This window comes from Polyangium sp. 6x1, assembly GCF_029946515.1.
Taxonomy (GTDB): domain Bacteria; phylum Myxococcota_A; class Polyangia; order Polyangiales; family Polyangiaceae; genus Polyangium.
In genome coordinates this window covers 1-12532 of record NZ_JARZHH010000091.1, presented here as the reverse complement: position 1 = coordinate 12532, position 12532 = coordinate 1, and the positions used below count along the sequence as shown (strand labels likewise).

At 69.4% G+C, this 12532-nt stretch carries 8 protein-coding genes and 1 pseudogene; 4 read left to right on the top strand and 5 right to left on the bottom strand.

Annotation, left to right across the window (positions count from 1 at the left end; all coding sequences use genetic code 11):
• Positions 1–6 precede the first annotated feature (6 nt).
• Positions 7–783, bottom strand: a complete 777-nt coding sequence (locus tag QHF85_RS44480; RefSeq protein WP_281333576.1) for a TerC family protein — start codon at positions 781–783, stop codon at positions 7–9.
• A gap of 243 nt (positions 784–1026) precedes the next feature.
• Here QHF85_RS44480 and QHF85_RS44475 point away from each other — a divergent pair, with 243 nt between their 5' ends.
• From QHF85_RS44475 to QHF85_RS44465, 3 genes are all read left to right on the top strand, one after another.
• On the top strand, positions 1027–2280 hold the full coding sequence (locus tag QHF85_RS44475; RefSeq protein WP_281333575.1) for a sugar MFS transporter: 1254 nt from the start codon (positions 1027–1029) through the stop codon (positions 2278–2280).
• 110 nt (positions 2281–2390) lie between these two features.
• Entirely contained in the window at positions 2391–4187 is a 1797-nt protein-coding gene (locus tag QHF85_RS44470) for a bifunctional metallophosphatase/5'-nucleotidase (RefSeq protein ID WP_281333574.1), read from the top strand.
• Between the two features lie 116 nt (positions 4188–4303).
• Positions 4304–5863: a kelch repeat-containing protein gene (locus tag QHF85_RS44465; protein WP_281333573.1), complete on the top strand. Its 1560-nt coding sequence runs from the start codon at positions 4304–4306 to the stop codon at positions 5861–5863.
• Between the two features lie 136 nt (positions 5864–5999).
• On the opposite strand, the gene QHF85_RS44460 is transcribed toward QHF85_RS44465, so the two are convergent.
• From QHF85_RS44460 to QHF85_RS44445, 4 genes are all read right to left on the bottom strand, one after another.
• Positions 6000–6770, bottom strand: coding sequence for a hypothetical protein (locus QHF85_RS44460; protein WP_281333572.1), 771 nt, complete (start codon positions 6768–6770; stop codon positions 6000–6002).
• Between the two features lie 7 nt (positions 6771–6777).
• Entirely contained in the window at positions 6778–9591 is a 2814-nt protein-coding gene (locus QHF85_RS44455; RefSeq protein WP_281333571.1) for a hypothetical protein, read from the bottom strand.
• 65 nt (positions 9592–9656) lie between these two features.
• Positions 9657–10313 carry a hypothetical protein gene (locus tag QHF85_RS44450; RefSeq protein WP_281333570.1) on the bottom strand — a complete coding sequence of 219 codons (657 nt, stop codon included), beginning with the start codon at positions 10311–10313 and terminating at the stop codon, positions 9657–9659.
• Between the two features lie 91 nt (positions 10314–10404).
• Positions 10405–10830, bottom strand: coding sequence for a hypothetical protein (locus QHF85_RS44445; protein ID WP_281333569.1), 426 nt, complete (start codon positions 10828–10830; stop codon positions 10405–10407).
• Positions 10831–10891: 61 nt separating this feature from the next.
• On the opposite strand from QHF85_RS44445, the pseudogene QHF85_RS44440 reads away from it, so the two are divergent.
• A pseudogene (locus QHF85_RS44440) lies at positions 10892–12532 on the top strand (hypothetical protein); the annotation flags it as partial.

Here is a 12532-nt window from a genome sequence, read left to right as displayed (position 1 = left end):
CCGACCTCACGACGCCGCGTCGGGCCCCGCCGCCCGCGCCGCCTCCGGCGCGTCCTTCCGCCGCTTCTTGCGAAACCGCATGTTGAGCAGCTCCACGCCGAGGGCAAACGCCATCGCGAAGTAGATGTAGCCCTTCGGGATCTTCTGCCCCATCCCCTCGGCCACGAGCATCACGCCGATCAGCAAGAGGAACGCGAGCGCCAAGAGCTTGACCGACGGGTGCGCGAGGACGAACCCGGAGATCCCCTTCGCGAACAGCAGCATCACGCCCACGGAGACCATCACCGCGGTCACCATGACCCACATCTGCTCGGGCGGGATCATGCCCACCGCCGTGATCACCGAGTCGAGCGAGAACACCACATCGAGCGCCAAGATCTGCGCGATCACGAGCCCCACGCTCGTCGCCTTGGACCCGCCCCCGTGCTCCTCTTCCTCGTCGTTCTCGACCTTCGCGTAGATCTCGTTCGTCGACTTGCCCATCAGGAACAGGCCTCCGACGAGCAGGATCAGGCTCTTGCCCGAGATGGCCGCGCCGACGAGGGGCAGCGTGAAGAGCGGCCGCGTGAGGCCCATCAGGAAGCTGATCGTGAAGAGCAGGCCAATCCGCATCACGAGCGCGAGGAGAAGCCCCATCCGCCCGACGCGGTCCCTCTTGTCCGCCGGCAGCTTCGCCGTGAGGATCGAGATGAACACGACGTTGTCGATCCCGAGCACGATCTCCATCGCACAAAGCGAGATCAGCGCGACCCACGTCTCCGGATCCTGGATCCCAGAAAGCATCCTCTCACACAACCCTTTCGCGGCTCATGCCCGGCGTGACGAACTCGTTGCGGTACCAACCATCGCACACACCAGTCCTTCCCTCTAGGGCCTGCGTCCTCGACTGAAAAGCTCCCGCTCCCACGTTTGCTTCGACACGCCCGAGCGTCGAGGGCGGATGCGACCGCCGAGCGAGCTCACGTCCTGTATTCCGCAGCAGCAAGCCTCGTGGCGCACCTGCGCCGGCCGTGAGAAAACAAGGGCATGGAGGTATCGACCCCTCGGGCGACGGCGGCCGCGGACGCGCCTTCCCGGACCCACGTCGGCGCGCTCGGCGTCGTGACCACGATCTTCTTCATGTGGGGCTTTTTGACCTGCATGAACGACATCCTGATCCCGCACCTGAAGAACGTGTTCCACCTCGGATATGCCGAGGGCGCTCTCGTGCAATTCTCATTTTTCTCGGCGTATTTCCTGATGTCGCTGCCGGCCGGCAAGCTCGTCGCGCGAATCGGCTACAAACGAGGCCTCCCGTTCGGCCTCGCGACCGCCGGCGTCGGCGCGCTCCTGTTTTATCCGGCCGCCAGCCTGCCCTCGTATCCCTTCTTCCTGGCCGCGCTCTTCGTGCTCGCGACGGGAATCACGATCCTCCAGGTCACCGCGAACCCCTACGTCGCCGTGCTCGGCCCGCCGGCCACCGCGTCGAGCCGCCTGAACCTCACGCAGGCCTTCAACTCGCTCGGCACCACCGTGGCGCCCTATTTCGGCGGGCATTTCATTCTCGGCGCCGTGAAACACGCGGAAAGCCCGCTCGCCGAAGCGCACGCCGTCCGCCTGCCCTACCTCGGCCTCGCCGTCATGCTCTTCGTCCTCGCCGGCGCACTCGCGATCCTCAAGCTCCCGACGATCGCATCCGTCGAAGGCGAAGAGGCAAAACGAGGCTCGTTCCGGGGCGCCCTCCGGTATCCGCACCTGCGACGCGCCGCGCTCGGCATTTTTCTCTACGTCGGCGCCGAGGTCTCGATCGGCAGCTTCCTCGTCAATTTCTTCGGGCTGCCCTCGATCGCAGCGATGACCGAAGCACAGGCGGCCAAATACGTGTCCGTGTACTGGGGCGGAGCGATGGTGGGCCGCTTCATCGGCTCGGCAGTCCTGCGCAAGCACGATCCAGGGCGGGTGCTCGGGGCAAGCGCAATCGTCGCAGCGCTGCTCGTGACGGCGACCCTGCTCGTCGACGGCCCCTTGGCGATGGGGGCCATCCTCGCCGTCGGTCTCTTCAATTCCATCATGTTCCCGACCATCTTCACGCTGGGAATCGAAGGCCTCGGCAAGCTCACGAGCCAGGGGTCGAGCATCCTCGTCATGTCGATCGTCGGCGGCGCAATCCTCCCCGTGATCTTCGGCTGGCTCGCCGACAGGATCGGCGTCCACCACGCCTTTTTCCTGCCCGCGCTCTGCTACCTCTACATCGTCCACTTCGGCTTTCGCGGCTCACGCCACGCGGCCGCTGTCGCCTGAGAGCCTCGCTCACGGGCCGATCGTGCGGGGCCGCCGCCGGCGCCTCCCGTCGTGTCGAGATTTCCCCTACCCGAATCCGTCCCGGGGCACATCCTTGGCGCATGCAGCGTATGCGTTCCGTTCTTGGATGGGTCTCTGGGGGGCTTTTGGGTCTGCTCGTCGTCGCCGGCTGCGGCGGAGCTGAAAACCGGCCTCCGGACAGCTCGTCGTCCGGCTCCGGCGGCATGGCCGGCGCAGGCGGCTCCGGCGGAATGGCCGGTGAAGGCGGCGCAGGCGGCTCGGGCGGCGCGCCGTCCGAACCTCCGGTCCGGGTGCAAATCCTCGGCTTCAACGATTTCCACGGCGCCCTCGAATCCCCGCCGGGCAGCGCCGGTCAGATCACGCTCCCCGACGACACCACCGTCGACGCCGGCGGCGCGGCCTATTTCGCGCAGCACATCGCATCCCTGCGCGCCGAGAACCCGAACACCGTCGTCGCCTCCGCCGGAGACCTCATCGGCGGCAGCCCGCTCCTCTCCGCGCTGTTCCACGACGAACCCACGATCGACGCAATGAACATGATCGGGCTCGACGTCAACGCCGTCGGCAACCACGAGCTCGACGAGGGCAAAACCGAGCTCTTGCGGATGCAAAACGGCGGCTGCCACCCCAAGGACGGCTGCCAGGGCAGCGACAACTTCCCCGGCGCGAGCTTCGCGTTCCTCGCGGCGAACATTCTCGACGAGACGACGGGAAAACCCCTCTTTCCCCCGTACACCATTCGCACGTTCGAGAGCACCAAGGTCGCGTTCGTGGGCATGACGCTGAAAGCGACCCCGACGATCGTCGATCCCAGCGGGATCCAGGATCTCTCCTTCCTCGACGAGGTCGAGACCGTCAATGCGCTCGTCCCCGAGCTCCAGGCGCAGGGGGTCGAGACGATCGTGGTGCTCCTCCACGAGGGCGGCGCCACCACGGGCCATTTCGACGAATGCGCGGGCATCTCGGGGCCGGTCGTCCAGATCGCGACGAACATGTCCGACGCCGTCGACGTCATCCTCAGCGGACACACGCACGAGGCCTACAACTGCACGATCGCGGGCAAGCTCGTCACGAGCGCCGCCTCGAATGGCCGCCTGATCACGGACATCGACCTGGAGATCAGCCACCTCACCGGGGACGTGATCAAAAAAGAGGCGAAGAACGTGGTCGTCACCCGCGACGCGGCCGATATGCAGGTCGAGACGTACGTGAATGGATATGCCGCCGAGGTGGCACCGCTCGCGAACAAGCAGGTCGGCACCATCACGGAGACGCTGAATCGAGGCCAGCCGCCGCTCGGCGCGAGCGTGTTCACGCTCGGCGTGGTGATCGCCGATTCGATGCTCGCCGCGACGAAGGATCCAGCCCAGGGAGGCGCGCAGATCGCGCTCATGAACGCGGGCGGCGTGCGGGCAAACCTGCCCTACGCGGCGGCCGCCGGCGAGGTGATGGACGGGATCGTCACGTACAAGGAGCTCTTCTCGGTCCTCCCGTTCGGCAATTCGATCGTGGTCATGAGCTTGACCGGCGCGCAGATCGAGGCCTTGCTGGAGCAGCAATTCGGGACCGATCGAAATGGCGCCCGCTTCGTCTACCTCCTGCAGCCGTCGAGCAATCTCCGTTATGCGTACAGCGCGAGCGCGGCGGTCGGGGCGAAGGTCGATGCCGCGTCCATCCTGATCGACGGCGCGCCGATCGATCTGGGCACGACGTACCGGGTCGCGGTGAACAGCTACAACGCAGCCGGCGGGGACGGTTTTTCCGTGCTGGCGCTGGGCACGGATCGCCTCGGCGGCGCGATCGATCTCGACGCGCTCCAGGCTTATTTCACGGCGAAATCGCCGATCTCGCCCCCGACCGTGGATCTCGTGCAAGTCCTGCCCTGACGCGCCCGCCGAGCGTCTCGACGCGCGAATCCTGCATGTCCGTTGTGTCGGCGCTTCGAATTTCGTAGACCTCTCTCCTCAACCGTGGGCCTTCTTTCTCTTGAAGGAGACTGATCATGCTCCGAACTCGCGCGTGGACCCTTGCCGTACTCGCTTCCCTGCCCTTCTTCGCGTTCTTGCCCGAGGGCGACGCCGCGCCCAAGGGGCCGGCGGTGTCGTCGGCCATGTGGCAGCCCATTTCGCCCATGTCCACGCCGCGACGCGGACACGAGGCGCACTTCGCCCCCGGCGTGGGGCTCGTCATCGCCGGGGGGTACGCGCAGGTCGGCATCGAGGACACGGCCAACCAGACCGCCGAGCGCCTCGATCTCGCGACCGGCACGTGGTCGGCCCTGAGCGCGCCGCCGTTCGGGTTCGACGGCGCAGCGAGCGGCGCGCTGCCCGATGGCCGCATCTTCATCCTCAACGCGTTCGGCGGCCTCACCTACGATCCGACGACGGATACCTGGACGGACGAGCCCGCGCTCATGGAGAACTACGAATACAACGGCGTACTCGGCGTGCTCCCGGACGGACACGTCATCGTCGCGGGCTCGCAGGACGGCGAGGACGTCACGAACAAGTCGGTCCGCTACGACCCCGTCACGCAGACCGTGGTGAGCAGCCCGAAGCTGAAGCAATTTCGATCCTCGCACACGGGGACGATGCTGCCGGACAGCCGGTTCCTCGTGACGGGCGGCTGGACGTGGGGCTCGAATGACGATGGGGGCGAGATCCACGTGACCCTCACGGTCGCGGAGACGTTCGATCCGGCGACGAACACGTGGACGCTCGTCGCGCCAATGGCGACGGGCCGAAAGGGGCACGCGGCGGCGCCATTGCCCTCGGGCAAGGTGCTGGTCGCGGGCGGCGTGGAGGAGAATACGGGGTATCTCACCTCGGCGGAGCTCTACGATCCGCTGACGGATACGTGGACCACGGTCGGCTCGATGAGCGTGCCGCGATGGCACCACGAGATGACGGCGCTGCCGAGCGGACGCGTGATGGTGTCGGGCGGGAGGACCTCCGGCGGCGAGACGGCGAGCGTGGAGGTCTACGATCCGGACCTGGATACATGGATCTCGCTGCCGGACATGGCGTCGCCGCGGTCGGGCCATACGGCGACGTACGTGCCCGGGCACGGCGTGGTCATCGCGGGCGGCACGCCGGGCAATGGCAGCCTGAGCAGCGTGGAGCTCTATCCGCTGGGAAATGCCGCGACGGGGACGGCGTGCGTGATCGGCGACGAATGCACGAGCGGGGTTTGCGAGAGCGGACAATGCGTCGAGCCGGGGAGCGGCTCGGGCGGCGCGGGCGGTGAAGGTGGCGCGGGCGGTGATGGCGGCGCCGGCGGCGCGGGTGGCGAAGGCGGTGATGGCGGCGCCGGCGGCGCGGGTGGCGCGGGTGGCGAAGGCGGTGATGGCGGCGCCGGCGGCGCTGGCGGCGCGGGCGGCTCGGGTGGGCAGGGTGGCTCGGGTGGGCAGGGTGGCTCGTCGAATGGCGCTGGAGCCGGCGGTGGCGGCACGGGCGGCGGCGACGGGTGCAATGTCGGCGGCGTGGGCTCGAAGGGGCCGGGGTCGGCCGGACTCTTTGCGGCGCTCGCGCTTGGGTTCCTCGCGATGCAAAGGCGCCGCTAGAACGATTCTCGACACCGGAGAAGCCGCGCATCGCGCGGTTTCTCCGCGCTCGGTCCAGGCCGTACCTGGTCTGGGGTGGAGGGGGCGGACAGCCCCCTCCTGGGGTGCGGGGCAACGCCCGGCGCATCCCGCTCCTTCACCCCGTCGCCACACGCACGCGCGGAAACACGAGCATCCCCTCGGTCCCCGCCCGGCGCAGCCCCGGCAGCATGCACTCCACCACGTTGCCCTCCTCCGCCGGATCACTCGTCGTCGCCGCCTTCTCCATCGACGACGCCGAGAACCGCGTCCCCGGCGTGGGCGCGACGAGCTCGCAGCCGGCCGCGGACGCGAGCGCCGCGAGCGGCACGCGCTCGCGATCCAGCAAGGGCGCGTGCGCAATCGCGCGGCCTCGCTCCTTGAACGCGCCCACCAGGACGACCTCGAGCCCCTTCGCCTTGAGCGCCGCGTAAAGCGCCGGGCTCACGTCCAGCTCGCGGCCTGCCGCCGCGCGCAGCGCGCCCTCCAGCATCGTCCCGCTCACGTCGGCGCACGCCGCCACGAACCGCTTCTCCGCGGAGAACTGCTCCTCGAGCGCCGAAGCGACGGCCGCCCCCGCGCGCACCTCGGCTTCGAGCGCCTCGATCCGCCCGCGCGACGCATCGAACTGCGCCGCCATCCCGTCCCGCTCCGCGCGCAGCGCCGCGAGCTCCCGCGCGAGCGTGTCCCGCTCCGATCGCAGCGCCGAGAGCTCCCGCGCCATCCCGTCTCGCTCCGCGCGCAGCGTGGCGAGCTCGCGCGCGGCCGCCTCCGTGCCCCGCGCGCCCTCGCGCTCGGCCGCCTCCACGCGCGACGACACGAGCGCCTCGTAGCGCATCACGATCGCCTCGATCTCAGCGCGCAGCGCCGCGGAAAACGTCTCTTTCATGGCGATCTCACCGCATGTACTTCGCGAGGTTCAAGGTCGTCACGAGCGGGTCCTGCCCGTCGCGCTGCAAGGCCAGCGTGAGCTCGTCCGGGCCCGAGACGCACACGAAGAGCCGGCCCACGATCCCCGCGGCGAGGCCCGTCGGGATCATCGACACGCGCGGATCGTTCGACGTCATCTTCCCGGCCACGTACTCCTGCGCCACGCGCAGCGGCGTCTTCGTGTCCCACTTGCCGAAGTCCACGTAATGCGGCCCGAACGTGGCCGGATCCGAGACGGGCGTGCCCATCTGCACGAGCGCCACGAACTTCGGCGGGAAGCCGCGCAGATCGCCCACGAAGTAGGAAAACCCCTGCGCCCGCCGCACGAGGTGCACCTCGCGGTTCGCGATCTTCAGCGCGCCGAGCGCCACGGCCGTCTTCGGCGTCACGCCCACGATCGTCACGCCACGCTCGGTGCGCTGCGGCGTCTCGTAGAGCACGACCTGCTGGAACGGATCGCTGCTGCCCGGCCGCCACACCTTGAGGCCCGGGATCCCGAGCTCGTCCGCGAGCGCCTGCTCCACGAACGCGCTGCGCGAGGAGTTGCCCGCGAGCAGGATCGTCACGCCCTGCTCGCGCCAATCCCCTTCGGTTCCCCAGGGCGCGATCGCGAGCATGCTCTTCATGAGCTTCACGCCGTCGCGGATGCGCGTCTGCAGGTGGTCCTTCAATTTCGCGTGCAGCGCGGGCACGTCCGTCGCCAGCGACTCGAGCCGCACCTCGCTCCCGTCGAGGCGCGCGGCCGAGAGATCCGCGGCGCGGCGCGGCTCGTTCTCGGGGGCGAACTTCACGGCTTCGAGGCCGAGCTCGCGCTCGAAGCGGAAGCGGTTCTGCCGCCCGGCGAGGCTGCGCTTGTAGAGGTGCGGCTTGTTCGCGAGGTTGTTCGGAGGCACCGTCTGCGGCCGCATCATCGGCACCTCCTTGTCCTCCATCTCGGGCAGGTGCTTGTCGTGCTGATGCGTGAGCCACACGAGCTCGTGCGTGAGGTAGTCGCCGCCGAGGTGATCGTCGCCGCTCACCTGGAGCGTCTCGATCACCGTGCGGCTGCCGAGCTCCTCGGCCTCCTGCTCGGTCGCGGGCCGGAAGCGGCCGCAGGCGATGTCGAGCGTGCCGCCGCCGAAATCGAAGACCGCGAAGCGCATCTCGCCGAACTTCGAGATCACCGGCTCGAGCTCGGGATACGTCGCGAGCTCGGGACAAACCTCTGCGGCGAACGCCTCCGGCTCGCTCGCGCTCATCTCCACGACGATCTCCTCGGCGGGGATCCCCTCCGGGATGCCGAGCAAGATCCCGCGGCGGATCTCCTCTTCGAGGAGCTTGCGCGCGCGCTCGTCGAACTTCGCGGGGTGCGTGAGCCAGTAACGCAGGTACACGTCCTGCCCCGGCCGGTTGATCGCGCGCGAGAGCAGGTAGGCGTACGCGCGCACGAGGATGCGGACGCGGCCCTCGTCGAGCAGGAAGTCTCGGCGACGCTCGCGGTCGCGGAGCTGCGGCGACTGATCGAGGCTGAGCACGCGCTCGGGCAAACTCTTGAGCTCGCCCACGACCGCGCTCGGGGAATCCGTCATCGCCTCGCGCGCCGCGTGGCTGCCTCGCACGATGCGCAGGAGGTTCGGGAAGCGCGCGTCACCCGCCGCGGCGCGCTCGACCTCGGCCCAGAGGCGCTCGTGATCCTCGACGAGCAGGTACGTCGGGTTCTCCGCCGACTTCGCGGCCGGCGCGCTGCCGCTGCCGAGGCGGAGCAGCGCGCGGTAGCCCTTCTGGTAGAGCGCCGCGACGGTCGACGTCGTGCCGAAATCGATGCCCACGGCCGAGAGCCGCTGGAACGATTTCAGGAGCGGACGCGGATCCCGGAGGCGCACCGGCAGCGCCGCGTGCCACGTGCACACGCCCGTGTGCTCGCCGTACGTGAGCGCGTGCTCGACCGTGAGATCGAGCGGCACGTCCTTGCCTTCCTCGGGGATCGGCAAGAGGTCCGGGTGCGAAGAATCCAGGACGAGCTCGGTGTACGTGCGCCGCCCGCCCGCGCGCCGCGTCGCGTCCTCGACGACCACGGCGGGCGCGTCGTCGTCGCGCTGGAAGCGGTGAAAGACCTGCGAGGGCTTCGCGTCGATGACGAACGGCTCGCCTTCGAGCTTCGCCCAGTCCGCGAAGAGCCGCAGGCGCCACTTGCCCGTGCCGATCCAGAGCCCCTCCTCGGGGTTTTGCAGATCGAACAGCCGCCGCTCGGGCGCGTCGACGAGGACCGAGTCCGTCGATTCGAGCAGATCCAGCGCCGAGAGCAGCGGCCCGTAGCCCGGGATGCCCACGATGATCGCCCGCGCGAGCATCACCTTCCGCCCGCCCGCGAGCGAGCTCTGCGGCGAGACGATCAGCCGCAGCGCGCAGCGTTTTCCCGCGTGCGGCGCGAGCAGCGCGAGCGGCACGACGAGCTCGACGGAGAACGACGAAAGCGTCCCGGGACTGGCTTCCGCGGGCGCGGACGTGATCGCCGCCGCGACGGTCGTGCCGACCTTCGCGCCCTCGATCTCCAGCGCCGCGAAGAACGCGCTGTCCGTGAGGCCCGAGGCGCGGACGCGGAGCTCGGCGCTCTGCACCCAGCCTTCGAAGAGCGGCAGCGCCTGATCCCACGCCGCCGTCACCGGGCGCGGCGGGCGGATTTCCATGCGCACGCCGTTCGGCAGCGAACGCTGGACCACGGTGGAAATGACGTCGATGCGGACGCGGGGCGAGGGGGTCGCGCGCTCGGGCGCGGGGGTCTGCGTGGCGGTGTCGTTCATGGTCGGCCCGGAAAGCCGCGCGATGCTACCACCACCTCCCCGCGCCGCGATACGCCGCGATACGCCTACCTTCGCGGCGCAGGCGGCGCCGATTGCACGGCCCTTCCCCGCGGAGCCGGCGGCGCCGAGGGCAGGCGCACGCGCCCCGGCGACGGGCTATCCACGACGTCGGGCGCGCGCGGCAGGCTCCGGTAGGTCTCGCCGCGCGGGGCCGGCGGCGCGACTTGCACGGGCGGCGCGACGCGCGTCGGCCGCTCGATGTACGCGGGCGGCGCGACCTGCACCGGCGGCGCGACCTCGGCGGGCCTTCGCAAAGCCGGAGGCGCCACCTGCACGTCGGGCGGAGGCGCCCGGTAGGTCGGCTCGCGATACGCGGGATAACTACGGTAGCCCGGATACGCTGGATATTGCACGGCCGGCGGCGCGACCTGGACCGGCAGGGATCTCCGGTACTGGTAGAGATCCCACGGCTCGTCCTCGAAGACCACCCAGCTGCCGCCATAGGGATAATACCAGGACGAACCGACCAGATAGGCGTAGTTCCCGTTCCAGTAGTAACTCGGGTAATTGTAAATGTCGTACGGGACGCCGCCCGCGTCGACGACCGTGTATCCGTAGACCGAGCCGTATCCGAGCGGCACCGTGGCCCCGAACGTCGCCGCGCCGCAGCCCGCGACCCCGAGGGCCATGCAGAGCCCCGCGAGGCGCGCGCAAAGACCCATTCGACCGCTCCCGCCCGGCGTCGCCCACCTGGTTCCGATTTGCACAGCCAAACCTCGCTCCGTCCTGGCTGGGCAAGCGGGATGCCAGCCATTACCGTTCCGTGGGACGGACCCCCGCGACGAGCATCCGCCGCTTCTCGTCGAGCCATGCCCGCGCGGCCGCCTCGTCGGGCGAATGCCGGACCCAGCGGTTCCGGCTCCCGCGCAGCCAGCTCGCCCGGTCCATCATCTGCGAGAGTACGCGCACCGTGAAGCTCCCGCCATGGATCGCCATCGCGCGCGGCGGCAGCCTGTGCCCGTTCGAAGTGAGGGCGTGCCGCGCCGCCGGCGTGATCCCGCCGAGGGACGTGAGATCCAGGAGCAGGAGCACGAACGGAAGGGCCTCGGCCTGCGCGATGAGGTGCTCCATCATCGCGTTCGCCGTCGCCCCGTCGAAGTCTCCGTGCGGCTTCAGCACGAACGTGTCGGGCCCCTCGAAGATCATCTCGCTGAGGCCAAACGTTGCCCGGGTCTCCATGCTGCTCGACGCGAGAATACAGGATTTGACCCTCACGCGCCCCCGGGTTAGCCATGGTCCCATGCGACTTCGTGCACCTCTCCTCCTTGCATTCACCTGCGCGGCGCTTGCACCCGCGTCTGCCTCCGCGCAACAGCTCCGCTTCACCGCGACGGTGCCCGGCGGAATCGCCGGCACGGGCAACGCGCTCGGCTTGAGCAAGGCGACGGGCGTGAACGGCCCTGGAGATCGCGACTCCATCGGCACGTTTACCTCCCTCGGCAATACCGTCGACGAGCCCCCCGCGGACCCGCAGACCCCCTGGCCGATGGGCACCACGGCGGACTGGAAGATGAATGGATCGAGCGCGGTGCTCACGCTCCCCGAGGCCGAGGTGCTCTACGCGGAGCTGCTCTGGGGCGGCAGCTACGACTATGGCGGGGAGACCGTCACGTCGATGCTCGACACCGCCGTCACGCTCGCGGCGAACGGCGCGACGATGATGGTCACGCCCGACCCCACGACGGCGCTCACGATGAACGAGACGGCCGCCTCGGGCTTCGCGGTCCGTTATTACATGCGCTCGGCGGACGTGACGGATTTCGTCAAGCAGGCCGGCAAGGGCACGTACGAGGTCTCCGGGGTCCCGGCCACGCAGGCGAGCTCGATCAACAACCTGAACGCCGCGGGCTGGACGCTCGTCGTTGCCTACCGCGACGAGGGCGTCCCCATGCGCAACCTCAGCGTCTTCGTCGGCGGCTCGTTCGTCGACGAAAACACGACCCAGGATTACACGGTGAGCGGCTTTTGCGCGCCGCCGGCGGGCCTCGTCGAGGGCGCGGTCATCGTGAGCGCGATCGAGGGCGACGCGAACTTCGTGGGCGATCAGCTCCGCATCGCCCCCACGGCGGCCGGGCCCTTCGTGAATCTCGCGGGCCCGAACAACCCGTCGGACAATTTCTTTTGTTCGCAAATCAACGACGCGGACGGCAACCTCGACACCCAGGGCACGTTCGGGGACCGGAACCAGGACGCGATCGGCGGCAAAAACGTCGTCGGCGGCCGCCAGGGCTGGGACGTGACCACGGTGCCCCTGAGCTCGCAGGATGGGCAGCTCCAGAACGGCCAGAGCTCGGCCGTCATCCGCACGCTCACCACGGGCGACTCGTATGCGCCGATCCTCGCGGCGTTCTCCATCGACGTGAATGCGCCGGACTTCAAGGGCGTGGCGAGCAGCGTGATCGACGCGCCGCCCACGGTCTCGCTCGGCGACACCTTCACGGTCACGGCGATCCTCGCGAACAACGGCGACGTCGCGGCCGAGCAGATCGATTTTTCGCTCCCGCTGGACGCGGGCCTCAGCCTGGTGTCGTTCGCGGTCGACGGCACCCCCGGTGACGCCTCTGGCAACTCGGTTGACAGCGCGAAGCTCATGGCCGGCGTGCCGGTCGGGGATCTGCCGGCCGGGAAGACGAAGGAGGTGACGCTCGACCTCGAAGTGAAGGGCGCGCCGCAGCTCGCGGGCTTCTTCCTCAAGGCGAAGTGGGGCTACGGCTTCGAGGTTTGCCCGAACAAACCGCTCGTCACCGAGTCGTTCTCGCAATCGAAGCTCGTGCAGTTCGCGGGCGGCGGCGGCGCGGGCGGCGCGGGCGGCGGCGCGGGCGGCGAAGGCGGCGTGGGCGGCGCGGGCGGCGAAGGCGGCGAGGGCGGCGCGGGTGGCGCC